The organism is Thermosporothrix hazakensis (assembly GCF_003253565.1).
Lineage (GTDB): Bacteria > Chloroflexota > Ktedonobacteria > Ktedonobacterales > Ktedonobacteraceae > Thermosporothrix > Thermosporothrix hazakensis.
On the sequence record NZ_QKUF01000001.1, the window covers coordinates 317340 to 342380 of the forward strand.

Here is a 25041-nt window from a genome sequence, read left to right on the forward strand (position 1 = left end):
TGCAAAGAGTAACAATATGGCAACGAATACGAATGCAAACACTGAAACAATATTACAGTCTAATATTGAACTAAATGCAACAGCAGAAGCAGTTCCCGTAGCGGAAGCGGGTGAAATTACACAGGATCAGCTTTCACTGAAAAAGCGCTTCTTGAACTGGCGCACCCTGCTCCCACTTGCCATTGTTGTCGTAGCCCTTGCCATCTTCGCTCAGAGGATGAATATCGAGCCGCAGAAAATCGGCGCAGCACTGCAAAAAGCGAACCTGCTCCTCTTTGTGTTGGCCTTCGTCATCTACTATGTCTCGTTTGGCCTGCGTGCCTGGCGCTGGCGTATCCTGTTAGAGAATGTCGGCTACACAAAAGAAGCGGGTATACACCTGCCCGGGTTCTGGAAGCGAGTCGAGATTATCTATATCTCTTTCTTTGCTAATGTTGTGGTACCGGCCAAGCTTGGCGACCTGTATCGCGCCTATCTGCTCAAAAAAGAGATCTCCGTCTCCACAACGCGCAGCTTTGGCACTGTGCTGGCAGAGCGCCTCCTGGACCTGATTGTGCTGCTGGTCCTGTTTATTCCGGCGGTCTTAATCAGCCTTCGCGAGCATATGCCAGCGCAGTTACAACTGAGCCTTGAACTGCTGCTTGGCGCGGTCATCGCGGGCATCATAGGTTTGATCGTGCTGCGCGTGGCGCGTGAACCAATAGCGAAACTTGTTCCAGCCCGTTTTCGTGAACAGTACTACCATTTCCAGGAAGGGACGCTCGGCTCATTCAAGCGTTTGCCCACCCTGGCTATACTGACAGCAGGAGTCTGGGTCTGTGAGTCGCTCCGCTTTTTCTTTGTGGCGCTCTCACTCCAGCTCATTACAGGCAGCCTGCTGCACATTACAGCCGCAGCCATTGTGATTGGTCTGGCAGAAGCGCTCCTTACCGCACTGCCAACGACGGGAGGTGGTATCGGCGTGGTTGAAGCAGGGATGGTAGGAATTATCTCTCTGTACTCATCCGGTACTGACATCGTTAATCAGGCTGCGGCCGCGATCCTGCTCGATCGATCGATCAGCCTGTTCAGCGTGCTTATCATCGGCCTTATCGTGTTCCTGATCGCCTTCGGGCGGAAAGCAGCGCAGCAGAAAGCCTGAGAACTTGACATCGCCTGAGAACTTACATATAATTTTGGGCGCAGGTCGAGAGGCAAACAGAAAATAATTTTTGTTTCCTCCAAAACAGGCCACGAGAGGGGGGATTACTGGTGTCTGAAGTGAAAATCGGCGAGCACGAGTCGTTCGAGACAGCTCTGAAGCGATTCAATCGCAAGATTCAGCAGGATGGCATCCTTGCAGAAGCCCGCCGTCGCGAGCACTTTGAGAAGCCGAGTGTGAAACGTAAGCGAAAGGAAGCCGCGCGCCGCCGTAAGACGCAGCGTCGAGGCTAAAAAAGTGCATTATCAGTATACCTATCACCTCCATTTCTGTTGAATGTTATTCTATTCGGTAGAGATGGAGGTTATTTCTTTGTGAAAGTTGAAGAAAGCGTAGAGTAACGATGCAAGATCATCCTCTTATTGATCTGTACGTCAATACAGGCGATAACGACCTGAACGCGAAGCTAGAACAGCAGCTTGAAACCCTTGATCTTGATGGCACCGTACAGCGGACGCTTGCAGTAGCAGGCATTCAGCAGCGGGTGATGTTGACGCTGATGATCACCGACGATGAGGATATCAAGGAGATGAATCAGCAATATCGCAACATCAATAAGCCGACCGATGTGCTTTCCTTTCCCCTGCTGGACAAGCCACTTGTTGAGGCTCCACCCGAGCTGCTCTGGCAGAAACCAGAAGAGGAAACAGCAGCAGAAGAAACTCCTCCCTTTGTCACACCCGAGAGCGAGGTCACCAATCTGGGTGATATCGTGATCTCCTGGCCGACCATCGAGCGACAAGCCGCAGCCGCAGGTCATAGCGTTTACTATGAACTTCTGTATCTGCTTGCGCACGGGGTGCTTCATCTGGTGGGCTATGACGATCAGACCGAAGCGGGCTATCAGAAAATGATTCAACTACAGCAACAGGTTATGGAGCACGTTGGAAAACAGGTCTGACACTTCCGCCTGGCGAAAGTTTATCGCGAGCTTTGGCTATGCCTTTGAGGGGATCTGGTACGGGTTACGCACACAGCGAAACCTCCGGATTCATGTCGTGATTGCAGGTATTGCCGTTTTGCTGAGCTTTCTCCTTCGCCTTTCACTGGCGGAATTCGCACTTATTCTTCTTACTATTGCCCTTGTTATTGCAGCAGAACTGGTAAATACATCGATCGAGTGTTGCATTGATCTGGTCTCACCAGAGCATCACCCGCTGGCAAAACGAGCCAAAGATTCCGCCGCCGGCGCCGTACTCGTCTGTGCGCTGCTCGCGGTCATTATAGGATGCCTGCTCTTTGGACCACGCCTCTGGAATCTGATGATTCAGCAGAGGGTTTTCTAGCCATAAAACAAGCCACCCGTTTTTCACAATGGGTGGCTTTGTTGTCTGTCTCCTTTTATGCGTTCTTCTTCGCTCGTTCCGCGACAAAGATCGTGGCGGGCTGCCCTAAGACCGTGATCACCAGTTTCTTGAGCACATGCCAGCCATTCGCTCGCAGCAGACTTCCCCATAAACGCTCTTCACTGGTTAACGTCACCATCAAGCCATCAGGAGTCAGCACACGATGGAACTCCTTCGCCAGATCCTCATAGAGCTCCCTGTTCTTCTCCGGCGTTCCGATCTGTTTGCCAAAGGGCAGATTGCTGATAATGCGGGTCACGCTTTCAGGATCCAGCGGCAAATGACGCGCATCCCAGGTGCCATACTCAACATCGACCTTTGCGACCCGAGCATTCCGTTTCGCCATCGCGATCGCCTCTTCACGGATATCACCGCCGAGCAGCTCGTCCGCTGGAGCCATCAGCCCACGCTCAACCAGAATCGTGCCCGCGCCACAGAGCGGATCAAGCACCACATCATCTTTCGTCGGACGCGACAACCAGCAGAGTGCCGCCGCCACAGTCGGGCGCAGCGAGGCCGGGAGGTGTTCCTGCTTGTACAGGCGATGTCGCATGGTTGCATCGCTCAGACGAAGCCCCACCAGCGCTTCATTGTTGTTGATCCACAGCCAGAACTCCATGTCCGCGTTCTCTTTGACAGGATGCAAATACTGTGGCAGGCTCTTGCGCAACGCTCCACTGACTGCATCGCCCGCATCGACCCGACGATACTTTCGCTCACCGTACATCTGACTGACAAGACGCCATGTACGGGCTCGCTTCCCTTTATGGATTCTTCCCCAGATCGAGAGCGCTGGCGCACAATCGGCCTTGATGGTTGCCGCATGCAACGCCTTCAGAGCCTCGCGTTTCGCACTCACTCCATGGATATGCGCGATTACAAGAAAGACATCCTCCACCGTGCGTAATGTCAACAATTCAGCCGGGGGAGTGCTGGTCCGAAACAGAGTCAACCCACGCGAGTATTTCACCAATTCTGTACCGGGAAAACGGGCACGAATTTCACTAAAGGCCAGGGTCTCTAATCCCGGCATCGTCATGACATAACAAAGATACGCCATCCGCCTTACTTCTTCTTTTCCAAATTATTAAATGCTAACTCTCAACTGGGAGGCAATCATACCATAAACGGCGTAGTGAGGCAACGACAACCCGAGAAAGAAAGGGTGCCCCACGCTGAGAGCACCCTTTCTTTCTGTCTCTTTATTCAAGCAGGCGTGCCACTTCCCGAGCATCATTGGCATATTTCGCCAGTCGCTTCTTTTTCAGATTTTCCCGTAAAATCCAGGTAATCACAGCATCATGCCACGACGCACACTCGCGCATCAGGGCAAAGCCATCAGCCGGGGCAGCCGCCGTCACCACACTGAGCGTATAGGCAAGTGAGCGCCGCAAGGTCCGGAATTCCTCCTGCTTGCGCTCGCCCTCGGGAACCTGTCGCACACGCTCAAGCACGGTACGCTGCATTTGAAGGGCACCCGGCACAATGTCCAGCGATTTCAACAAAATGGGCTCGGCAACGGCAGCAATGGCAGCACGCTGCTGTAACCAGTTCCCGGTTTCGGCCAGACTCTGTAAATGCGCAAGCGTCTGCGTGGTGTCTGCCTGCAAGAGGTGCTGAAACGCGATGGCGACCCCCTCGCGCACCCGCCAGCAAGGGCTACAGGCATAATGATCGAGTGTCATAAAGGTTTCTTCCCGCCAGTCAGGCTGCACGGAAGCACAGACCCCTAACCCGATAATACCGCAGAGCATGAGGAACTCAGAGGGTGAATTGCTGGTAACCATCTTCCGTTCACCATTGACGAAATAGTGCAAAAGAGAACGGACATTATCTGGACACCTGGAAACAAAAGAGGCCAGCAGGTTGCTTACATCATCCGCTAACTCCAGATTTGCACGTGGGCCTGGTAAACGGCTGTTATCGCGCAGGTAGAACTCCAGGGGACGGTGATTACCAGTTAAAGCCCTCTCTACCAAGGCAGCCAGAGTATCATGCATATGGCACTTCCTTGTTTTTCCAACTAGGTTGACGGAGTTCGTCAGGCGGTAAACGCTATGACTATTGTACCACAGGGTTAGGGAATCTTGACCGCTTTTGCTTCTTCTCTCCCCCGATATTCTTCCTTTTCAGCAGCATGCAGGCACCTATCAAGCCAGTCAGACGCCTGCCTCCAACTCGCCTCGTACACTGCTTCTGCATAGTCACATCCTCGGCGCGTATTGCTTTGACGTTTACGTGAAGGTTATGCTATACTAAGGATGTACTTATACATATATGTGCAACCACACGGGAACCCTTTACCCACTTCAGTGGTCTTTCGCCACCTCAACGCCGCAGGAGAATCCGCGAAACGAGCCTTTGTCTGCTTTGGCCTCGACCCTGTTTCCCGTGTTCCAGCAATATATTTTGATATGCGCATATGCACACCGATTGAGACTTATCTGTTTTAGAAGCGCACAGCAATGCATTATGTATAGAGATCTCAGCACCGACAAAAACAGTTATAGTATAGAGGATGTCGCCCGGATCACGGGTTTGACCAAACGTACGCTCCGTTACTACGAAGAAGTAGGCCTGCTGCCACCGACCGACCGCACCGAAAGCAACTATCGCCTCTATAGCTCACACGACATCACCAGATTAGAGCAGATTAAAAAACTCCGTGATTTGCTCGGCTTCTCACTTGCCGAGATTCGTGAGCTCTTGCAGGAAGCAGACGGGCAGGTCAGGACAGCTCATCCTTCCAATGGCGAAACACATATCTGCAATGATGCAGCCTATTACCGGGTAATCCGGCTGATTGAGCAGCGCATCAGCGAACTGGAACATATGCGTTCAACGCTGCTCACCCGGCTGAAAAGCCAGGAATATCTACAAGGGGGTAATACACCATATTAGGTATCTGTTTTGTAATATTAGAAGGGAAGTGGCATGACAACAATCTCCACAAAAGAGGAGGAACTACAAGAACAGGATTTAGCCAGGATTGAGGCAAAGGTTGAGAAAGCGACAAAAGGGTTTCTTCGCACCTTCGCAGCCCTCAAGCATCGCAACTATCGCCTCTTCTTTACCGGGCAAATGATCTCACAAATCGGAACCTGGATGCAAACAACCGGCCAGGCGTGGCTGGTCCTGACATTGACCCATAGTGCCTGGGCCCTGGGCGTCATCGGGGCGCTTCAGTTCCTGCCCGTTATGATTTTCTCCCTCTTTGGCGGCGTCCTGGCAGATAAGCTACCCAAGCGCACCGTGCTTGTTTTTACCCAGACCGCTGCAATGCTTCAGGCCGCACTCCTCTGGACGCTGGTCATCACCGGAACCGTTCAGCTCTGGCACCTCTTCATTTTTGCTACCCTGTTAGGTCTGACGAACTCACTTGATATGCCGACGCGTCAGGCATTTGTTGCCGAGATGGTTGGTCGCGAGGATCTTCCGAACGCGGTCGCCCTTAACTCGTCACTGGTGAATATGGCGCGTGTCGTGGGACCTGGCATCGGGGGGCTTTTAATCGCCTGGCTCGGCAATGCGCCACTCTTTCTGTTGAATGCGATTAGCTTTATCCCGGTGATTCTCGGTTTGCTGTTGATTGACGCGCGCAAGCTACATACGCATAACCTGTCCAATCATCCGAAATACGGGCGCAAGGTCAGCACCTTCCAGAGCCTTGCAGAGGGCTTTCGGTATATTGGCAAAACACCAATTATCTTGCTGGTCATCCTGGTACTTGGCAGTATCTCACTCTTTGGTATCAACTTTAATATTCTCATTCCCATCTTCGCGACCGATGTACTGCGGGGCGGTCCGGAAAGCTATGGTTTCCTGAGCGCAGCGTATGGGATCGGCTCGCTGATAGGCGCTCTTCTGCTTGCCTCGCGGAGCACTCGTTCACCGGTGGCGCAATGGTTGCTGCTCGGGATGGGTTTTAGCACGCTAGAAATCATGTTCGCATTCTCACACTGGTACTGGCTCTCGCTCATACTGATCGCGTTTGTGGGCCTGACACAGGTCTCCTTTACCGCGACAGCCAACACCACACTTCAGACAGTGTCACCCGATCATCTGCGTGGTAGAATAATGAGCGTCTACATGTTAGTATTTGCCGGGAGCACTCCTCTTGGTAACCTGCTTATGGGCGGTCTGGCAAATACCATCGGCGCCTCTCTGGGGCTGGCCGTTGGTGCGGTCCTCTGCCTCATTTCCGCCTTTATCGGCTGGGCCCTGCGTGCGCCCGCGGAGAAAAACATTGAACAGGTTTTGTACGCAAAACGCTAACTGGAACATTATCCCGCTGACCATTACCGATCAGCAACAACATATCGACCGCTATGAAACGCTCTTTGATAGCATTCGGCCCGGCGACCAGCCTATTCTGTACTGGTCGCTGGCCGAACGCCCCGGTCTGGTACTGGGCTTCTCACAGAAACAGGAGCATCTGAACCAGAGCGCCCTGGCCGAGCTTCAGATCCCCGTCTATCGCAGGCGTTCAGGCGGCACAACCGTCCTTGTGGGCCCCCAACTTCTCTGTCTGGATGTCATCCTGCCCCCCGATCACCCGCTGATTCAACATGATATCGTTGAATCCTACCGCTGGTTCGGGGAGGCCTGGGTTGCGGCACTACACCGCCTGGACATCGACACGGAAGTTATTTCACCGGAGGCGGCGCACGCGCAACGCGCCCTGCTCAAGCAGCCCGAAACGCAGGCATATGAGCGCCTGATGAACCGGGCCTGCTATGGCACGCTCTCACCCTATGAGGTTGTCACCGGACTGCGCAAAGTGGTCGGGCTCTGCATGGTACGCCGCCGCAGTGGAAGCCTGCTTCAAGCAGGGGTAGTGATGCACTGGGAGAGCGAGCTACTGGCCCAAACGCTCGGAACCACACCGGAAGAACAGGCTCTTCTCCGTGAAGGTCTCCCCAAAAGAGTTGCAGGACTGGATGAACTTGCAGGTCGAGAGGTCGGAATAAATGAGGTAATCAGAGCGTTTGAAGAAGTAGTCACGCCCGTACCCGAGGGCGCCTGACATCCTTCAATACTTTAGTGTGAGGTTCATTTTTATGGGAGATCGAAATGCTCCGGGAGCAGTACAGGTAGTCACCACTCCCGATTATGAGGCAATGGTCATCGGCGCTCATCCAGATGACGCGGACTTTGGCACAGCCGCTACAAGCGCTCTGTGGGCCAAGCAGGGCAAAAAGGTTGTCTGGGTTGTAATGACCGATGGTACAGAGGGTGGAGAGGTTCCCAGTATCCCCGATACCGAGTTTATGCTGATGCGAGAGCAAGAACAGAGGATGGCAGCGGAGGTGCTTGGCGTCAAACAGGTTGAATTCCTGCGCTTCCCCGATGGGCATCTGACCAATAGCGAGGCCGCACGCAAGGCAATCGTCAAGCTGATTCGCAAATATCGTCCCCGTGTTGTATTTACGCATGATCCTTCACAGCATATTCTTGCGCCTGACCCCAACACCGAACCCAACGCGACCGCCTATCTCAATCACCCGGACCACCGCGCAACCGGGAATATCGTCCTTGACGCCATTTTCCCGGCAGTCGGAAATCCTCGCGCCTATCGAGAATTACTGACAGAAGGATTAGAGCCCTATCGCGTTCATGAGCTCTATCTTTTCTTCAGCGCACAGATCAATACCTACGTTGATGTAACCGAGACGATTGATCTCAAGGGGAAAGCGCTTGAGTGCCATGTCACCCAGTTTGGCCCTGATGCTGATATGCACACGTCGATCAAAACTCGGGCGGCTGAGATCGCACGAGAGGCGAAAGAGAAGATGGGGCTGGATATGCAGTATGCAGAGGCATTCCGCCGGATCAAATTACACGTTCCACCTGCCGAGCCGCAGGAAGAGGCACCGACAGAAATGGCCTGATCAGGAGCAGGGACTACGAAGTCCCTGCTTTCTTTATTTTGGACTGGCAACAACTGCGAAGCCGACCCAGTACTTCAAGAAGGTCTTATAATCCATCACCTGCATGTTCAGGCTGGATGAGTCGGCCAGAAACACCTGTTGCTTATTGGTATCTCCACCACGCACCACCAGCAAATGACCACCAGCCCAACGCTCAGGCGGAAAACCGATAATGATCGGATGGCCGCTGTTCGCGATCTTCACCAGATCAGCGGGAGAGGCCTTATTGAGCCATGTGGTCTTGAAGTTGAAGCGAGCAACTGTTCGGTCAATCCCCTGTGGTTCCAGCAAGCCCAGTTCAGGCGTGATGGCATGCACCGCGATCTCTTCCTTGAGGATGTCAGTAACGCGATACTGCTTATTTGCGCCATTCGCCTTGTTATACGAGTTGATTACCATCGTCATCGAGGCAGCGGAACAGGCCGAATATCCCCACGTCTCAAATTCCTGTTGCGAGCTGTATTGATTCGGGTCAAGCTGACTCAACCGCGTCAGGAACTTCGAGGCAGGTCTTGCAGGGGGCATAATCGGTGAGGTGCTCGCGGAAGTTGGCGGTGTCTGCGAAACTGCTGCATCCGGCCACTGCATTGGCGTAATGCCCACATTGCCGGGCAGGACGACCTTATAGACCCAGAGGCCTGCAACCGAGAATGCCAGCAACAACAGAATCAGGCTCACGACCGTACGCGGCTTATGTAAGCCCAGAACCTCAGCCGCAGGAAACACAGAGGCGCTCGGTCCCGCTCGATAACCAGTTGTTGAGAGTGCGGCCCGAGGAGCCCGCACCAGCGCCGTCGAGCGACGCTGTACATTCCTGACTGTGTAGCGAGGAACGGAACTATGAAAGCGAGGGGAGAGCCAGAGGCCAAGTGCAACGATGACCAATGAGATGATGAGGAGTATGACGACGAGGCTAATCATCTTTCTCCTTCCCTGTAGAAAGCATGCCGGATGGGCTTACCATGCGCGTTCTCCTTATACCCCGGAAGTAGCCTGGAAGCGCTACGGGTATCCATTTTCTTTTAATCAAACTATACCATTACTTGCCAATATCGATCAATGGGCCGCTTCTGCTCCCCCCAATGGTCCCCTCTCCGCTGCCAAAAAGGGACAAACGTGCTATATGATGATGGTAGCAAGGTGAGGAGTCGCCCTGTAGAAAAGATGGTGAAGAGGTTCATTTATGGTACGACTGGCAGGCTGGATTACTGGCGAACAGGTTCCTGAAGATATTATTCGTGAGGCTCTGGAAGCAATGGGGACAGTGCTTGGTAGACATGGGACAGAGCCAACCTATAGCATTACTCCCGGCGCAGGACTGTTGACCTGTGTCGATCCTGCATATGCAGCACCCCAACGACACGAACCGCCTCTCCTCGACTGGGTGCCCGAACATCGCACGCTTACCTATCGCCGCCCCCTGAACGGTCAGCATGTGCTCTATTTTCTGCAAGATTGGCCCGCACAGGGGAATCTGGTCTTTGCCAGCGAGATCAAGGCGCTGCTGGCGCTCAACCCGCCACGTCGGCTCAACCTTGCAGCCCTGGCAGCGCTGCAACACTACGGCTTTCTGCCCGCCCCTTTGACCGCCTTTCGAGATATTCAGGTTGTGCCCGCAGGTGCGCTCCTTCGCTGGCAGCGTGGTAAAGTAGTCCTCAATCGAACAAGCGATCTCCTTCCAAAGGAGCTGGCCGAGGTCCCACTTGAAGAGCTCTATGACCAGCTTCAGCAGGCTACGACCGAGTATCTTTCCCCCGAACTGTTGCCCGTGGGTCTGGGAAGCGGAGGAAGCGCCTCAACCCTGGCGATTGCTCTCGCTGCCCATCTGCGCCCCTTTACCGTCGCCTCAATCGGCTGGAAGAAGCATGGTCCAGAATGGCAAATTGCCGAGCAGGTTGCAGAAGCCTGTGGCCTGCCCTGGCTGGCAGTTGGCAGAGTCGATCACCCGGACTACTGGGCCGCCACTATCGCCAGCCTGGAAAGCCCCTGTGTTGATGATACGGCGCTCACGCTCCATCAACTCCTGCATACGGCTGCCGTCGAGACACAGGCCCGTATCGCGCTTTCCGGGCTTGGTGCACGCCTGCTGCTTGGCGAACCAAAGCGCCCCACGAAAAGCAACGGCACACACTCTGAAAACCTTTTTTCGTACTATAAGAAGCAGCTCGGCATGACCACCGGCTCACTCTGGACGCAAGATGCCACTCGCATGCTTGAGGCTGAAACTGCCTGGGAAAAGACGTTATACGCTCGCAAGCTGGAACGTGCTGCCGGAAAGCTGGATGATCCGACCGCCTACCTTGAGTTGCACATGCGCCTTCCCGACCAGGTGGTGACACCGGCTCAACATCTGGCCTCACAGGAACAAATGGCTCTGCGCTCTCCTTATCTGCATCCGCATGTCATGCCACTACTGGTTCAGCTCTCACAAAAAACTCAAGCCTATACACGGCGCGATCACCCCATTGCCCATCTGGTCAGAAAGCACGTCGCCAAAGGATTAGAAGCCAGATCCTCGCTCTCGCTTCATGGGCCCGTGACAACGCCGGAGAACCTGGAGCTGGTATATGATCTGATCGGGCCTGCGGCACTCCGTCAGACCGGTCTCTTTGATCCTGAAGCGCTCAAGGCCATACTCAAGCGACCTCAGACGGAAGAACATCGGAGAAAGCTGCTGCTCGTGTTTACCACACAGCTCTTTCTGCGTATCTTTCACGTGAGTATCTAGCAGGCAATAAAACGATAGCCCCATGCAAAACGGCGAAGGCCCCAGGGACGTGAAAGCAAGAGAGCATGCAACAGGGAGCAAATCCACGCTTATTGGACAGTTAGTGCAGTGGAGAGTATGATAAAAGGGGAGGCCTTCCTGTAGCGGCACTCTCAGAAAATCAATGACTGCAACCGACGAAAGGAGCGTTATGACACTACAATTGCAAGGGGCAAAAATTACCTGGCTTGGTCATGCCACATTCAAAATCACAACCCCATCAAACAAGGTTATTTTGATCGATCCCTGGCTAGAGCATAACCCCGCCTGCCCGGCAGAGGCGCGCAAGTTTGAGCACCTCGACCTGATACTTGCCACCCATGGGCATTCCGACCATATCGGGGATGCTGTGGCAACCGCAAAGCAGTATAAGCCGCAGGTCATCGCTATCGTTGAGCTTGCGAACTGGCTTTCCAGCAAGGGCGTCGAAAACACGATCGGGATCAATAAAGGCGGTAGTGTGGTCATCGACAATATCACGATCAGCATGACTCACGCGCTACACACCTCCGGGCTTGAGGATGGCTCTTATGGAGGCGAACCAGCAGGCTATGTGATAGAGCTTGAGAATGGTCTGAAGATCTACCATGCAGGCGACACCATGCCATTCACTGATATGCAGATTATTCGCGAACTCTATGCACCTGATATCGCGATGCTACCTATCGGCGATTTCTTCACGATGGGCCCCCGCGGGGCAGCGCTGGCAACCCGGCTGCTCGGCGTCAAGCATGTGATTCCGATGCACTATGCCACCTTCCCGGTTCTGCGCGGCACCCCTGCCGAGCTACGCGAGGAACTGGGTAAACTCGGTCTGGATCAGGTTGAAGTCATCGAAATGAAGCCCGGCCAGACCATCAGCTAGAGTTCATACAAACACCTCCAGGGGCTTTCCCTGGAGGTGCGGACTGCTTAATCCAGCGGATAGGTTTCAAAGCGCTGGCGCAGCACCTTCTTATCGAACTTGCCTACACTGGTCTTCGGAATCGCTTCCACAAAAATGATCGCATCGGGGAGCGCCCATTTCGCCACCTTCGGGCGAAGATGCTCAAAGAGCTCCTCCGTAGTAATCTGGTCCGCGTATTCTGGCTTTGGCACGACACAGGCAAGCGGGCGCTCCCCCCACTTTGGATGAGGCACACCGATCACACAGGCCTCAAGCACCTTCGGATGGCCCATAATCAGGCCCTCAAGCTCGACAGACGAGATCCACTCACCGCCCGACTTGACCAGATCTTTCGTGCGGTCGACAAGCTGTAACATCCCGTTCTCATCGACCACAGCCACATCTCCCGTACGCAACCAGCCATCCGCGAACCTGGCAGCGGACCCGGTATCTTTGTAGTAGGCACGGGCTACCCAGGGCCCTCGCACCTGCAACTCTCCATAGCTCCGCCCATCCCAGGGCACTTGCTGACCGGTCTCCATATCCACAACGCGAAAATCCACACAGGCCGAGATGGTTCCCTGCGTGGCCTTGACCCGAAAGAGCTCGTCCAGCGACTGTTCAGCCTGTAAGCGCCGCGGACGGGCCATACTGGCCAGCGGAGAGGTTTCGGTCATTCCCCAGGCATGCAACAGATTGATCCCTTTGCGCGCCAGTCCCTCAATCAGACTCCGGGGCGCCGCTGACCCACCACAATAAATGGCGCGCAAGGCCGAGAGGTCATACTGCTCTCTTTCCAGCAGATGCAACAGCCCGATCCAGATAGTGGGAACTCCGGCGCTGATCGTTACATGCTGGCTCTCCATCAGCCGGGCCAGCCGTGCAGGGTCCAGAAAGCGCCCCGGAAACACAAGGCTGGTCCCGGTGAAGGCTGCGGCATGCGGGATTCCCCAGGCGTTGGCGTGAAACATCGGCACAACTGGCAACGCCACATCCTGCTCACAAAGCCCCATGCCATCAGCCAGGCAAACACCAAGCGAGTGCAGGAAAATCGAGCGGTGACTGTAGACAACGCCCTTCGGGTTCCCGGTCGTTCCCGAGGTATAGCACATCGCGGCGGCGGTATCTTCCTCAAGCTGCGGCCATTCGTACACAGCAGGTTGCCCGGCCAGGAACGCTTCATAATCAACAGCCGGCTGTAGGGCCCCGGTACCATATGGCGCTTCTCCCATAATGACATAGAGTTGGACAGAGGGAAGCTGTGGAGCCAGTTTTTCCAGGAGGGGAACAAGGTCGCCATCGACGAAAATAAACTTATCTTCGGCCTCATTGATAATATACAGCAATTGGTCGACAAAAAGGCGAATATTGAGGGTATGCAGGACCGCCCCCATGCAGGGAACCGCGTAGTAGAGCTCAAAATGACGATACGTGTTCCAGCCAAAAGTAGCCACTCGATCACCCTGCTGCACGCCCGCCTGTCGCAGTGCGTTCGCCAGTTGCATCACCCGCTCACCCCACTCTTTGTAGGTGTAGCAGTGGGGCTCTCCCTCGGTCTGGGTGACAATCGTATTCCGCGAAAAAATGGTCGTTGCACGCGTAAAGGCATGTTGCAGAGTGAGAGGGTAATTCATCATTAACCCTTGCATGTTTTCCTCCTCGCCTGGTAAACAGCCAGAATATGCGACGATCTACACGCAAGATTATATCATTACCCTCTCAAAATATCGATTGCTACAGCATATTCACATACAGCAATCTTATGGATGGTCTATCCCCTCTATTTCACCCTTCGATCGTTTATCCCCATGTGCAGCCGCCCACCGGAGCGCCTCACCGGTCAGGTACACCGAACCCGTCACGCAGACCAGCGCATCGGTTCCGGCCTGACGCACTGCGAGATCAATGGCTGCGCTACTTGGCTCCGCGCGAAACAGCTTCACCCGGGGAGCGTACTCCTGAAAGAGCGCTTCCAGTTCCGCGACAGGAGTGGCACGCGGATTCTGGACCGCCGTCAGTACAACCGTATCCACATCGGCCAGCGCGCGCACCATGCCGGACTGATCCTTATCGCGCAACGTCCCGAGGACCATCACCAGCCGCCGCGGTTCAAAGGAAGTATGAATTGCCTGAAGCAGCTTTTGCAGCGAATCGGTATTGTGGGCCGCATCCACCACAATCGTCGGATGCTGTCCGACAACCTGAATGCGTCCTGGCCAATGCACCGAGCGCAGGCCCTCGCGAAGCGCGGCCTCATCCCAGACAATTCCTTTCTGGCGCAACTGTTCCAACGTTGCCAGCGCCGCCGTCGCATTCTCAAGCTGATGCTCACCCGCCAGCGCCAGTTCAAGATCAGAATAGACATGCTCAGGCGTCCAGACCGTAAAGATCTGATGCTCGCCTCGCCTCTCCTGAAGCCGATAGCGATAGTGAAGCGGAGGCAGAGCGCCGCTTTCAACCTCGGCCTGCGCCGGGTCAACCTCCGCATGTCCTGCACGAATCAGCCGAGCCTGACGCAGGGCCGCAATGCGCGCAATCGCCAACAACGCCTCAGGAGCCTGAGCCGATGTGACCACCAGCCCATCTGGTTTGATAATGCCAGCCTTCTCGGTCGCGATCTTCTCAAGCGTGTCTCCAAGCACAGCCATATGATCATAGCTGATCGAGGTAATCACCGACACCAGCGGATGCGTGATATTGGTGGCATCGAGCCGCCCACCAAGCCCGACTTCAACCACGGCATGTTGTACCTGCTGACGCGAGAAGTAGAGGAAGGCCAGCGCAGTACCAATCTCATAGGTGATAAACGGGCCAAACTCCTGCCGGGCCCGTACGGCCTCCACAGCCTGTTGAATCGTCGGGATCAGGGACGCAACCTCATCTTCACTGATCAAGCGCCCGTTGACGCGCATGCGTTCCCGGAAAGTATGCAAATCGGGTTGCGTATACAGGCCAGTGCGTACAGCAGCCGCCCGCAGCACGCTCTCAATGATTGCAGCGGTCGAGCCTTTGCCCTTTGTGCCCGCAATCAGAGTATTGGTATAGTCCTGGTGGGGATTGCCAAGAGCCTCAAGCAGGGCCGCAATGCGCGGCAGATTCTCCCCACGGTCACGCGTATACTTGCCACTGCGCTCATAGTCGCTAAAGCCGTAGATATACGCAAGTGCATCCTGGTAGTTCACGAGTTCCACTGATTCCTTACTAGCAAGTTTCTGGTTTGCAAGATCCCGCGTTACTCAAGGGCAAATGAGCCACGCACCACAGCATCGCTCATCCTGGCAACGCGTAGCATTTCACGTACATCATGCACGCGCACAATATCGGCACCCTGCGCGATGCCAAGTGCGACCGTCGCGGCAGTCCCTTCCAGGCGCTCGGAGGCAGGCAAGCCGCCAAGAATACGCCCGATATGCGACTTACGCGAGGTGCCAAGCAGGATGGGGCGCCCAAGCGAACGAAGCTCCCCGAGCCGTCGCAGCACCGTAACATCCTCTTCAGGCGTCATTCCGAAGCCGATTCCGGGATCAATAATAATGCGCTCCCACTCCACGCCGGCGGCCAGAGCCTTATCAATGCTCGTCGAGAGAAAGCGCAAGATATCACTGATAATGTCACGTTTCTTGGGGATGCCACGCATATTCGCCATCAGCACCACAGGTACACCCTGTTCTGCCGCTACGACCGCCATATCAGGATCATACTGAAAGCCCCAGATATCATTGATAAGATTTGCTCCCGCAGCGATCGCCTGTTCCGCCACAATCGCTTTATAGGTATCAATCGAGATGATCGTCTCCGGGGGAAGCTCTTGCCGCATAGCGCGAATCACCGGAATCACGCGGGCCAATTCCTCCTCAGCCGAGACCCTGAGAGCATGGGGACGCGTTGACTCGCCACCGACATCGATAAACGTCGCGCCCTCCCCGGCAAAGTGTTGCGCCTGGGAGACTGCTTGTTTGACCACCTCCTCAACGGTTAGATCAGCCTGCTTGAGACCATCACCTGAAAAAGAATCGGGGGTCGCATTGACGATTCCCATGATATAGGTCCGAGTTCCCCACTCCAACTGGTAGGGGCCCCAGGTTGTAGGTGCTAGTGATTGGGACATGGACATATCCTCACTTACAACAGCTTCAAAAAGAAACAAGGATACAATAATACCATCCTTTATCATAACCTGTGGGCAAAACGAAGGCAAACAAAAGCTGCTGCTTCTTCCTGCTTTCACCCCCTCTTACCTCTCTTCAGCCAGAAAACAGGAGGGCCAGAGAACAGAGCAGAAGGCAAGCTATATGCCGATATGCCCATTCTTCTCTTTTCCCAATAAGCAACATGCTATAATAGCAGAGAGAAACCTTTCCATACGGCCTCTACGTAAGAGAAGAGAGCGCCACTAGAGCGCTCTGCCTGAAGATACAAAGTAAAGAAAAGAGAGAAGCATATGCCGAAGGTGAATCGCACAATACGCGAGGGCAGACAGCTCCATAAGGTCGTTGCCTCACGCCGCTGCCGGGAATGCGAAGAGGAAGCCCTGGGGCGTTGTCCCGACTGCAATCTGAGCTTCTGTCAGGAACACTTTCCGAAACAGCATCATTCCCCCTGCGCGGAACGCCAGATGAGGCTCGCACAGGAACAGATCTGTTATGTGTGTGGCATTCAGGTCTACCCCGATCAGTGGTCAATCTCCCATACCTCACACTTTGTCGATAACTTTTTCTGTCGCGGCTGCGGACGGCATATCTGTGACGAGCTGCATACCCAGCGCAAGTCAGAGGATGTCACGATTATTCGCGACGGGATGCGAGGCCACCGTTACCAGTATGTGAACCGATATTGTGACCTCTGTTCACCCCTGCACTTTGTTGGCGGCCTCAAAGGGCTGGCTCGAACCCTCGTTGCTCTAGGAACTGTTGCTGCCGCTGTCTTCTTCTACTTCCATCCCTAAAAAACTGCTATAATCTAATAGAGAAGTCACGGGAGAAAAATACCCCCTTCCTCTTTCCAACACAAAAGCAGAGAAGCAAGCAAGGAGAGAGGAAGGGCCGTTCTTCATTATTCAAAAACAGGGAAGAATTCTGTTAGCATGACCTTATCACCAACTCTCTACGCGACATTAACGCGCTATCAACAGCGCATCAGTGACGCTCTCAAGGCCAGCTTTGAGCGCATCGCGGCAGATCCCGCCACCGTCCAGAGCGCGAACGACCTCGCCCCCTATTACGGGCAGATGCGTTACCATCTCGGTTGGGTTGATGCCAGCTTCACGCCGACCAGCAGCAATCCGGGCAAGCTCCTGCGCCCGACCCTGTTGCTCCTCGCCTACGAAGCTGCCGGGGCCTGGGGACTGTCCAACGAGCAGGATTATCTTGAACGGGCGCTCCCGGCTGCCGCCTCAGTCGAGCTGACCCATAATTTCACGTTGATTCACGATGATATCGTTGATGGCGATAAAGAACGACGCCACCGCCGCACTCTCTGGAGCATCTGGGGAGCCTCACACGGCATTAACAGCGGAGATGGCATGTTTGCCCTCTCACGGCTTGCCCTCTGGGATGTGCTGGAAAAAGGCGTTGAGGGCGAGATTGCAGCGCGGCTCGGGCGTGTCCTCGACCGAAGCTGCCTGACCCTTGCCGAAGGCCAATATCTGGACATGAGCTTCGAGGATCAGACCGAGGTCTCGACAGCCATGTACATCGATATGATACAACGCAAGACCGCAGCGCTCATGGCCTGTGCAGCCGAGATGGGCGCGATGCTTGGCACCCGGGATCAGGCCACTATTGAGAGCCTGCGAACCTTCGGCGAAGCAATCGGTCTGGCCTTTCAGGTACGCGATGATCTGCTTGGCGTCTGGGCAACGACTGCCGAACTGGGCAAGACTGAAGCAGGCGACATCTATCGACGCAAGAAAAGCCTGCCCATCCTTCATGCGCTCGAACAGGCCAGCGCCGAGGATCGAGCAAGGCTTCAGCAGATCTACCAGCAGCAGGAGCCACTGAGCACCGAGCAGGTTCGTACCGTGCTGGAATGCATGGAGCGCACAGGCACCCGGGCGTATTGCCGTACTTTCCTGAGTCAGTATTGTCAGCGGGCATACAAGGCCCTTGCACAGGTTCCCAGACAGAACAATCCGGTCGCTCAACGCGCACTGGATGATATGGAGGTCATGGTGCGCTTCGTCGAAGAGGCGGCACACTAAAACCAGACTCGATGAGGCCTCTCCTGTCGGGGAGGTCTTTTTCGCTTGTTTGTGTGACAGAACAGGCCAGCGAATGGAAGCAGGCATTTCACCGTCTTTCTACCACTCTTTATACTAAAAATGGAGGGGGTAAGATGCGGACAGCAGAGGGGCCTGATCCATGTGCTGGCGTGCTCTTTCAGCAAAGAAGCAAGAAAGCGGCATACTGAAAAGCATCTTTCGACACAAATCGGCTTGTAAAGAGGCTTCATCTATCAGCAAATGGCTGTGGTAAAATGGGGCAGATCTACGTAAGAAATCAACTCACGCGTCAGATACAGCTAAGATAAGCTTGACGGCATGCCGCATTCAAGAGATAATTCGAGAGTCACCAATTCCCTACATCAAAAGTGACTAGAAAAGACCCCAAAATTTCGGAGTGAGTAACCAAATGGCACAGCCAATATACGTAATTGGACATAAAAGCTCAGATATGGATTCGGTGGCCTCAGCATATGCCTATGCTCGGCTTCTACAGATGCAGGGAAACGAGAACGCCATTCCCGCCCGCAATGGAAAATTGAAGCCGGAAATTCGCTTTGTGCTCGACCGCTATAACGTTACGCCTCCTGAAGCTCTCGACGATGTCTACCTGCAAGTCAGAGATGTCATGCGCCGTGGCGTTATTTCTGCTCATATCGATCAGCCCTTACTTGAAGCAGGCCAGCTCCTTCAGGAGCATGAGCGCCGCTCAATGCCCGTCATCGATGCAGACAACAAGGTCCATGGTATTATCACCAACGAGGACTTCGCCAAGCTCTTCTTCAATGATCTTGATCCACAGTCCGTTAACCGGATTCCCCTGCATAAAGAGAATCTGGTCAAGGTGCTGCGTGGTCGCGTGCTGGTTGAGGGACGCAAGCCATTAGGCAACCGCATCCTTGTTGGCGCGATGGAAGCCGAGACCATGACCGAGTACATTGAGCCGGGATGCCTCGTCGTGGTTGGCGATCGCGAAGACGCACAGCTCACCGCCATCGAAAATGGTGCCGCCGCCCTGGTCATTACCGGTGATCTGCTCGTCTCAGAAAAGACCCTCTCTGCCGCCCGGCAGCATGGAGTTATGGTCATCAGCACAGGGCATCACACCTTTACCGCCGTTCGCCTGATCAATCTGAGTATTCAGGTTCAGGATATTATGAACCGCGACTTTGAGTTCTGCCACCCGGAGGATCTGCTTAGCGAGATCAAGGGATCCATCATGCGACACCGCTCGCTGCCCGTCGTCGACGCTGACAACCGGCTGGTTGGCTACGTGTCCCGCACAGACCTGATCAAGCCGCGTCCGAAGCGGGTGGTTCTGGTTGACCATAACGAGCGCTCGCAGGCCGTTGATGGCATCGACGAAGCCGAACTCCTCGGCATTATCGACCATCACCGCATTGCCGATGTCTACACCAGCAAGCCGATCATGTTCCGCGCTGAACCGGTAGGCTGCACCGGCACAATCATCACCAAACTCTATCATGAAGCGGGGATCGCCATTCCGCGCGAGGTTGCCGGACTCCTGCTCGCTGGTCTACTCTATGACACGCTGATCCTGCGCTCTCCCACCTGCACCCCGACCGATGAGCAGGTAGCAGCCGAGCTGGCCGCCATCGCCGGAGAAGATATCGAGGAATATGGACAGGCCATTTTTGCCGCCGCCGCCAGCGAGCTCAACGAGAAGGACGCCGAGGAACTGCTGACCTCCGATTTCAAGGAGTTCAATGTGCGCTCCGGTAAGTTCGCTGTAGGCACCGTCGAGACCGCCAGCCCGGCCACTGTCGAGAAGCGCCTACCTGAACTGCTCGATACGATGAAACGGCTCTCCAAAGAGCGCAACTACACCGCCTTCATGTTCATGATCGTTGACATTCTGAACATGCGCTGCCGCCTGCTGCTCCACAACTGCGAGGCCGCTGCCTCCGAGGTCTTCAATGCGCCATTGGAGAAAGATGGTCACTCTATCGTGGTTGAGGGTCTCGTCTCGCGCAAGAAGCAGGTTGTACCGGCCCTGCCACGGATCGAGGCCGCGATGAACACCAAAGACGAGAAATAATGTCTGCTTCGTCTGCCACTCGCCTGAGTCGCGGGTGGCATAGCCTTTTTTTGGAAGCGTTTTTCATTTGAGTGAGAATAGAAAAGCGCTTCCATTTTCCACTACTATGAATTGAAATATCAATATACTGTCCCCTTGCCGGCCCTGCCCTTCTCAACACGATTCATGCCTATTTCTCTTTCTTCTAAGCAAGGAACACACTCTTCTTCTATTTTCTCAGAAAAGCACATCTATACAAATTTTTCCCTTTATACTCGACAAATATACACGTATTTCCGGCATTGCCTGTATAATCAAGCGAGCAGAAAGCGCCCGATCGACAGGAAATTTACCAGAATAGATTCATTACAAAAACCATATATGTGTAAATAGGATAAAATTCTCTTGTCACAGAATACGCGCATATGTTACACTATCTTTCGATTCTCCCTCTCTACCAGAGAGAGGGAAGCTGCATCACCTTTTTTTACAATGATTGTAGGAGGGACGTTCAGTCATCGTAAGACACAAGCCGAATGCGTGAGTGTCAGCGCTCACGCGGCTTCGCTTCGAGTCAGGCTTCGTGAAAGGAGGCTGTCTATCGTGACCAACTACATCTGGGTTCCCATAGGCATAGGGCTACTGGCAATTCTTTTCGCGGCCTTCCTTGCCAACTATGTTTTACGTAAGGATACCGGCACCCCGGCCATGCAAAAAGTGGCAGACGCTATCTTTAAAGGGGCAATGGCATTCTTGCACAGGCAATATCGCACCATCGCCGTACTCTCCATCTTTGCCGCAATCCTCGTAGCAGGCGTACTGTATCTCTTGAGTCAGGGGAGTCTGGCCCAGAAATGGGATCTGGCCTGGCACACCGCGGTTGCCTTCCTGATCGGCGCTCTCTGCTCTGGTATCTCTGGCTACATCGGCATGTACGTAGCGGTCAAATCCAACATCCGTACAGCCAGCGCGGCCCGGCGGAGCCTGGGAGAAGCGTTAACTGTGGCCGTACGAGGCGGAGCGGTCTCCGGCTTTCTGGTTGTTGCCCTCTCCTTGCTTGGTGTCTCCCTGCTTTTTACTGCCTACGGAGGCCTGACCAACCCGCAGCTTGCCCCCTCCCTGATTGTCGGGTTCGGTTTTGGCGCGAGCTTTGTTGCCCTCTTCGCCCAGCTCGGCGGCGGCATCTACACCAAAGCGGCTGATGTTGGCGCTGATCTGGTCGGCAAAGTGGAAGCCAACATCCCCGAAGACGACCCACGCAACCCGGCCGTGATTGCTGATCTGGTCGGCGATAACGTGGGAGACTGTGCGGGCCGTGGCGCCGACCTCTTTGAGTCAACCGCCGCCGAAAACATTGGCGCGATGATTCTGGGCGTCAATCTCTATCTGGCGACACATAATATTGGCTGGATTCTCTTTCCGCTGGTCGTTCGCGCCTTCGGGCTGATCGCCTCGGGCATCGGCATTATGTGGCTTCGCCCCTCAATTGTGACCGAGCCGGACAAGGCAGCAGGTCGCGACCCCGGCGAAATCGCCATGAAGCAGCTCAACGTCGGCTACTGGATTACCTGCATCCTCTCGGCCATCGGCGTTGTAGCTGGCAGTTATCTCTTGCTGCAAGGGACGGGCGTCACCGGCAACTACAACATTCCCGGCTGGCTCTGGTTCGGTTTCTCGGGTATCGTGGGCATTTTGCTGAGCGTTGCCTTTGTCTACATCACCCAGTACTACACCGCCGGTACCTGGCGTCCCGTGCGCGAAATCGCCGCCTCCACGCTGACCGGGCCGGCCACGACAATTATTACAGGCATCGCCATCGGCTTTGAGTGCACCGCCCTGCCAGTGCTGGCGATCAGTGGCGCACTGGGCCTCTCCTTCTTTTTAGGGAGTCAGGTCACGATGCCAGCGGTCGCGGGCGTGCCGATGGTCATCAGCCCGGGTGGCATTTTTGGCACTGCCGTCGCCACAATGGGCATGCTGATGAGCTGCGCGTACATTCTGGCAATGGATACCTTCGGGCCTATCACCGATAACGCGGGCGGCATTACCGAAATGGGCGGACAGGCCGAAGCAGTGCGTGACATTACCGACGCACTCGATGGCGTGGGTAATACCACCAAAGCCCTGACCAAAGGGTACGGCATCGGGTCCGCGGCACTAGCAGCCTTTCTGCTCTTTACCGCCTACCTGGACGAGCTCTTCCGCCACAACCCGACGCCTGATGTCTATCGGGTCGATCTGGCTGATATCTCGGTCTTTATTGCCTCGCTCATCGGGCTGACATTGATCTTCTTCTTTAGCTCGTTAGCGATTCAGGCCGTGGGCAAGGCAGCAAAAGCAATGATTGAAGAGGTGCGGCGTCAGTTTCGCGATAACCCCAAGATTATGGCCGAAAATGTGGCCGATCGAGCCGACCCCGACTATGCCCGTTGTGTTGATATCAGCACGAAGGGCGCGTTGCGGGCAATGGTCCTGCCCGGACTGGTGGCCGTACTGACACCAATCGCAGTAGGGGTAATTCTCGGTCCTCATGCCGAAGCAGGCCTGCTGATGGTCGGGACAATGGGCGGCATCGTGCTTGCACTCTTCCTGAATAATGGCGGCGGCGCCTGGGATAATGCCAAGAAATACATTGAGGCGGGATATCTCCGTGTCAATGCTCAGGGCGAGATGGTCGACCGTGCCGAAGCCGGGGCGCTGGTTCTGGGCAAAAAGAGCGAGCCCCATAAGGCCGGTGTGGTCGGTGACACCGTTGGTGATCCCTTCAAGGATACCGCCGGTCCCTCGCTGCATGTGCTGATCAAGCTACTGAGCACGATCACACTTGTGCTTGCTCCTTTGTTTATCGCCCTCCATCCGTAAGATGGTGCAAGGGGAAAGCTCGTTCGGGCTTTCCCCACCTGATTCGTGCCGACAAAGCCCTGTCGACATGATATGATGTGACTGCACCATCTGAAAGATCCGCCACTCTTTCAGCAAAAAGGATATCCATTTCCGGTTTTCTTTCATTAAGAACATATACCTGTTTCGTGAACAGGAGTAGGGATGCACAGCGCGTAAGCGTTGTCAAGAACGGGATAGAAAGGAGTGCCTGTCGGGCACAAAAAGCGTAGACAGGTATCAAAAACACATGACACAGAACCACTCCCGGAAAAAGTCAGTAATTGCCAGCACCTTTCTGGCATTACTGCTGCTCTGTCTGATTCTGGCCAGTTGCACAGGAAATCCAACGACAAGCGGACAAAACCAGCAGAGCGAAGACAACACACCAACCTCGTCAAATGGCGCAAACGATGTTGATGTGTTTGTTGAGCCAGACGCGGGCTATCAGGTCATCACCGATGCGATCAGCAGCGCGAAAAAGTCAGTCTGGGTTCAGGTCTATCTCCTGACCGAGCCAAACGTGATAAGCGCACTGCAATCGGCGGCGAAAAAAGGCAAAGACGTGCGGGTAATGCTGGAAGATAACCCCTATGGCGGTGGTGGTGCAGCCAAACCACAGGAGACAATGGACAAGCTCAAGGCGGCGGGAGCACAGGCAAAAGCGACCAACCCCAAATATCGCCTGACCCACTCCAAGCTCATGATTCTTGACGGCACAACAGCCTACATTATGACGGCCAATCTGACCAAGTCAGCGCTTGGCGGCAGCAGCAGCGCAGCGAACCGCGAATATGGCATCATTGACAAAAACCCTCAAGACGTGAAGGTCCTCATCGACATGTTCAACGCCGACTGGGATCGCAAGGATTTCTCGTTTGATAATCCAAACCTTGTGCTCAGTCCGTTGAACTCACGCAGCCACTTCCTGTCAATCATCAACAATAGCAAAAAGACCTTGCTGGTCGAGGCAGAAGAGATGCAGGATGATGAGGTTGAAAACGCTCTCATTGCAGCCGCCAAGCGAGGCGTTCAGGTACAGGTCATTGTGCCAAAGCCACGTTCAATGGACAACAATGACGAAGGTATCAAGCATATCAAGAAAGGCGGCGTCAAGGTGAAGTTTGCGGGCAAGCTCATCATGCACGCCAAGATATTCGTTGCCGATGGACAGCTTGGCTTTGTCGGCTCCGAGAACATCTCTACCTCGTCGCTGGACAAGAACCGGGAGGTTGGTATTCTCGTTACTGACCCCGATGTCCTCTCCACGTTGCAAAAAACCTTCTCGACAGATTGGGATACAGGCAAAGCAGCCTGAGCCACAGAGCGAGAGCAGGGGCTTCTGCTCTCGCTCTGCTTTTCTCTCACACCCTATACCAGACAGGCAATTCATGATAGGATATCAAGAGGCTGAAGCAGTGCGGTCTTCTCTCGCCAATTGGAACGTCTTAGTATCAAGGGAGGATGAAACATGGTAACAGAGATTGCCCTTTTTACCGCTATCCCGGGCAAAGAAGAGGAACTAGGACAGGCAATTATCAAAGGACTGGATACGATCCGGGAGCACCCTGACTGTATTTCGGCTCACGCAACCCGCTGTATTGAGCATCCCGGACGCTACATGGTTACAAACGTCTGGACATCCCTTGAGGCACATACCGTTGATTTTCGGGGTGGTCCCCTCTTTACACAATGGCGCAAGACAATCGAGGGCCTGTATGAAGGACAGCCAGACGTTTTCCACTATCAGGCCTTCTAAAAAGAAGAGAAGAT

The 25041-nt window shown here is 54.5% G+C and carries 23 protein-coding genes; 17 read left to right on the top strand and 6 right to left on the bottom strand.

Annotated features, from left to right (window positions below; all coding sequences use genetic code 11):
• Positions 1–16 precede the first annotated feature (16 nt).
• The 4 genes from EI42_RS01315 (at position 17) to EI42_RS01330 (ending at position 2487) form a co-directional block, all read left to right on the top strand.
• On the top strand, positions 17–1141 hold the full coding sequence (locus EI42_RS01315) for a lysylphosphatidylglycerol synthase transmembrane domain-containing protein (protein ID WP_170142269.1): 1125 nt from the start codon (positions 17–19) through the stop codon (positions 1139–1141).
• A gap of 110 nt (positions 1142–1251) precedes the next feature.
• Entirely contained in the window at positions 1252–1434 is a 183-nt protein-coding gene (gene rpsU, locus EI42_RS01320) for a 30S ribosomal protein S21 (RefSeq protein WP_111317999.1), read from the top strand.
• Positions 1435–1544: 110 nt separating this feature from the next.
• Positions 1545–2102 (top strand): rRNA maturation RNase YbeY, encoded by a 558-nt coding sequence (gene ybeY / locus EI42_RS01325; RefSeq protein ID WP_111318002.1) that lies wholly within the window; start codon positions 1545–1547, stop codon positions 2100–2102.
• Complete coding sequence (locus tag EI42_RS01330) at positions 2086–2487, top strand: diacylglycerol kinase family protein (RefSeq protein ID WP_111318005.1); 402 nt, start codon at positions 2086–2088, stop codon at positions 2485–2487. Before ybeY ends, EI42_RS01330 begins: the two co-directional genes overlap by 17 nt.
• Positions 2488–2542: 55 nt before the next feature.
• On the opposite strand, the gene EI42_RS01335 is transcribed toward EI42_RS01330, so the two are convergent.
• Both EI42_RS01335 and EI42_RS01340 read right to left on the bottom strand, forming a co-directional pair.
• Positions 2543–3607, bottom strand: a complete 1065-nt coding sequence (locus EI42_RS01335; protein WP_111318008.1) for a THUMP domain-containing class I SAM-dependent methyltransferase — start codon at positions 3605–3607, stop codon at positions 2543–2545.
• 142 nt (positions 3608–3749) lie between these two features.
• Positions 3750–4547 carry a hypothetical protein gene (locus EI42_RS01340; protein WP_111318011.1) on the bottom strand — a complete coding sequence of 266 codons (798 nt, stop codon included), beginning with the start codon at positions 4545–4547 and terminating at the stop codon, positions 3750–3752.
• A 472-nt stretch (positions 4548–5019) separates the two neighbouring features.
• On the opposite strand from EI42_RS01340, the gene EI42_RS01345 reads away from it, so the two are divergent.
• Genes EI42_RS01345 through EI42_RS01360 form a run of 4 tightly spaced genes read left to right on the top strand, consistent with a single transcriptional unit; the run spans position 5020 to position 8438 of the window.
• Positions 5020–5448 carry a helix-turn-helix domain-containing protein gene (locus tag EI42_RS01345; protein WP_170142270.1) on the top strand — a complete coding sequence of 143 codons (429 nt, stop codon included), beginning with the start codon at positions 5020–5022 and terminating at the stop codon, positions 5446–5448.
• Positions 5449–5481: 33 nt separating this feature from the next.
• Complete coding sequence (locus EI42_RS01350) at positions 5482–6822, top strand: MFS transporter (protein ID WP_111318017.1); 1341 nt, start codon at positions 5482–5484, stop codon at positions 6820–6822.
• Positions 6794–7573 (top strand): lipoate--protein ligase family protein, encoded by a 780-nt coding sequence (locus EI42_RS01355; RefSeq protein ID WP_170142271.1) that lies wholly within the window; start codon positions 6794–6796, stop codon positions 7571–7573. The genes EI42_RS01350 and EI42_RS01355 overlap by 29 nt, the downstream gene beginning before the upstream one ends.
• A 34-nt stretch (positions 7574–7607) precedes the next feature.
• The gene (locus EI42_RS01360) at positions 7608–8438 is read left to right on the top strand and encodes a PIG-L deacetylase family protein (protein ID WP_111318022.1); all 831 of its coding nucleotides are present in this window, start codon (positions 7608–7610) and stop codon (positions 8436–8438) included.
• A gap of 33 nt (positions 8439–8471) precedes the next feature.
• Here the strand turns inward: EI42_RS01360 and EI42_RS01365 are convergent, their stop codons facing one another.
• The gene (locus tag EI42_RS01365; protein WP_111318025.1) at positions 8472–9398 is read right to left on the bottom strand and encodes a C39 family peptidase; all 927 of its coding nucleotides are present in this window, start codon (positions 9396–9398) and stop codon (positions 8472–8474) included.
• Here EI42_RS01365 and EI42_RS33035 point away from each other — a divergent pair.
• From EI42_RS33035 to EI42_RS01375, 3 genes are all read left to right on the top strand, one after another.
• Entirely contained in the window at positions 9379–9621 is a 243-nt protein-coding gene (locus tag EI42_RS33035; RefSeq protein WP_146505328.1) for a hypothetical protein, read from the top strand. The two genes, EI42_RS01365 and EI42_RS33035, sit on opposite strands and share 20 nt — an antisense overlap.
• Before the next feature lie 39 nt (positions 9622–9660).
• Complete coding sequence (locus EI42_RS01370) at positions 9661–11205, top strand: asparagine synthase-related protein (RefSeq protein WP_111318028.1); 1545 nt, start codon at positions 9661–9663, stop codon at positions 11203–11205.
• Positions 11206–11395: 190 nt separating this feature from the next.
• A complete protein-coding gene (locus EI42_RS01375; RefSeq protein ID WP_111318031.1) occupies positions 11396–12109 on the top strand; it encodes a metal-dependent hydrolase in 714 nt (237 codons plus the stop codon).
• Between the two features lie 47 nt (positions 12110–12156).
• Here the strand turns inward: EI42_RS01375 and EI42_RS01380 are convergent, their stop codons facing one another.
• From EI42_RS01380 to folP, 3 genes are all read right to left on the bottom strand, one after another.
• The gene (locus EI42_RS01380; protein ID WP_111318034.1) at positions 12157–13779 is read right to left on the bottom strand and encodes a long-chain fatty acid--CoA ligase; all 1623 of its coding nucleotides are present in this window, start codon (positions 13777–13779) and stop codon (positions 12157–12159) included.
• Between the two features lie 111 nt (positions 13780–13890).
• A complete protein-coding gene (locus tag EI42_RS01385) occupies positions 13891–15312 on the bottom strand; it encodes a bifunctional folylpolyglutamate synthase/dihydrofolate synthase (RefSeq protein WP_170142272.1) in 1422 nt (473 codons plus the stop codon).
• A gap of 50 nt (positions 15313–15362) precedes the next feature.
• On the bottom strand, positions 15363–16238 hold the full coding sequence (gene folP, locus EI42_RS01390) for a dihydropteroate synthase (protein WP_170142273.1): 876 nt from the start codon (positions 16236–16238) through the stop codon (positions 15363–15365).
• Between the two features lie 333 nt (positions 16239–16571).
• On the opposite strand from folP, the gene EI42_RS01395 reads away from it, so the two are divergent.
• The 6 genes from EI42_RS01395 (at position 16572) to EI42_RS01420 (ending at position 25027) form a co-directional block, all read left to right on the top strand.
• Positions 16572–17075: a B-box zinc finger protein gene (locus EI42_RS01395; protein ID WP_111318040.1), complete on the top strand. Its 504-nt coding sequence runs from the start codon at positions 16572–16574 to the stop codon at positions 17073–17075.
• Between the two features lie 138 nt (positions 17076–17213).
• A complete protein-coding gene (locus EI42_RS01400; RefSeq protein ID WP_111318043.1) occupies positions 17214–18329 on the top strand; it encodes a polyprenyl synthetase family protein in 1116 nt (371 codons plus the stop codon).
• 430 nt (positions 18330–18759) lie between these two features.
• Positions 18760–20409 carry a putative manganese-dependent inorganic diphosphatase gene (locus tag EI42_RS01405; protein WP_111318046.1) on the top strand — a complete coding sequence of 550 codons (1650 nt, stop codon included), beginning with the start codon at positions 18760–18762 and terminating at the stop codon, positions 20407–20409.
• 582 nt (positions 20410–20991) lie between these two features.
• Positions 20992–23250: a sodium-translocating pyrophosphatase gene (locus EI42_RS01410; protein WP_246046300.1), complete on the top strand. Its 2259-nt coding sequence runs from the start codon at positions 20992–20994 to the stop codon at positions 23248–23250.
• Between the two features lie 268 nt (positions 23251–23518).
• Positions 23519–24586, top strand: coding sequence for a phospholipase D-like domain-containing protein (locus EI42_RS01415; protein ID WP_111318051.1), 1068 nt, complete (start codon positions 23519–23521; stop codon positions 24584–24586).
• Positions 24587–24739: 153 nt separating this feature from the next.
• Positions 24740–25027 carry a putative quinol monooxygenase gene (locus EI42_RS01420; RefSeq protein ID WP_111318054.1) on the top strand — a complete coding sequence of 96 codons (288 nt, stop codon included), beginning with the start codon at positions 24740–24742 and terminating at the stop codon, positions 25025–25027.
• The last annotated feature ends 14 nt before the right edge of the window (positions 25028–25041 follow it).

Excerpts from the sequence above, each read along its gene's own strand:
- EI42_RS01360 (WP_111318022.1), top strand. The coding sequence starts at position 7,608 with ATGGGAGATCGAAATGCTCCGGGAGCAGTACAGGTAGTCACCACTCCC.
- EI42_RS01400 (WP_111318043.1), top strand. The coding sequence starts at position 17,214 with ATGACCTTATCACCAACTCTCTACGCGACATTAACGCGCTATCAACAG.
- EI42_RS01340 (WP_111318011.1), bottom strand. The coding sequence starts at position 4,547 with ATGCATGATACTCTGGCTGCCTTGGTAGAGAGGGCTTTAACTGGTAAT.
- EI42_RS01365 (WP_111318025.1), bottom strand. The coding sequence starts at position 9,398 with ATGATTAGCCTCGTCGTCATACTCCTCATCATCTCATTGGTCATCGTT.
- EI42_RS01375 (WP_111318031.1), top strand. The coding sequence starts at position 11,396 with ATGACACTACAATTGCAAGGGGCAAAAATTACCTGGCTTGGTCATGCC.
- EI42_RS33035 (WP_146505328.1), top strand. The coding sequence starts at position 9,379 with ATGACGACGAGGCTAATCATCTTTCTCCTTCCCTGTAGAAAGCATGCC.
- EI42_RS01345 (WP_170142270.1), top strand. The coding sequence starts at position 5,020 with ATGTATAGAGATCTCAGCACCGACAAAAACAGTTATAGTATAGAGGAT.
- EI42_RS01315 (WP_170142269.1), top strand. The coding sequence starts at position 17 with ATGGCAACGAATACGAATGCAAACACTGAAACAATATTACAGTCTAAT.
- folP (WP_170142273.1), bottom strand. The coding sequence starts at position 16,238 with ATGTCCCAATCACTAGCACCTACAACCTGGGGCCCCTACCAGTTGGAG.
- EI42_RS01370 (WP_111318028.1), top strand. The coding sequence starts at position 9,661 with ATGGTACGACTGGCAGGCTGGATTACTGGCGAACAGGTTCCTGAAGAT.
- EI42_RS01405 (WP_111318046.1), top strand. The coding sequence starts at position 18,760 with ATGGCACAGCCAATATACGTAATTGGACATAAAAGCTCAGATATGGAT.
- EI42_RS01395 (WP_111318040.1), top strand. The coding sequence starts at position 16,572 with ATGCCGAAGGTGAATCGCACAATACGCGAGGGCAGACAGCTCCATAAG.
- EI42_RS01350 (WP_111318017.1), top strand. The coding sequence starts at position 5,482 with ATGACAACAATCTCCACAAAAGAGGAGGAACTACAAGAACAGGATTTA.
- EI42_RS01335 (WP_111318008.1), bottom strand. The coding sequence starts at position 3,607 with ATGGCGTATCTTTGTTATGTCATGACGATGCCGGGATTAGAGACCCTG.
- EI42_RS01415 (WP_111318051.1), top strand. The coding sequence starts at position 23,519 with ATGACACAGAACCACTCCCGGAAAAAGTCAGTAATTGCCAGCACCTTT.
- ybeY (WP_111318002.1), top strand. The coding sequence starts at position 1,545 with ATGCAAGATCATCCTCTTATTGATCTGTACGTCAATACAGGCGATAAC.
- EI42_RS01420 (WP_111318054.1), top strand. The coding sequence starts at position 24,740 with ATGGTAACAGAGATTGCCCTTTTTACCGCTATCCCGGGCAAAGAAGAG.
- EI42_RS01380 (WP_111318034.1), bottom strand. The coding sequence starts at position 13,779 with ATGCAAGGGTTAATGATGAATTACCCTCTCACTCTGCAACATGCCTTT.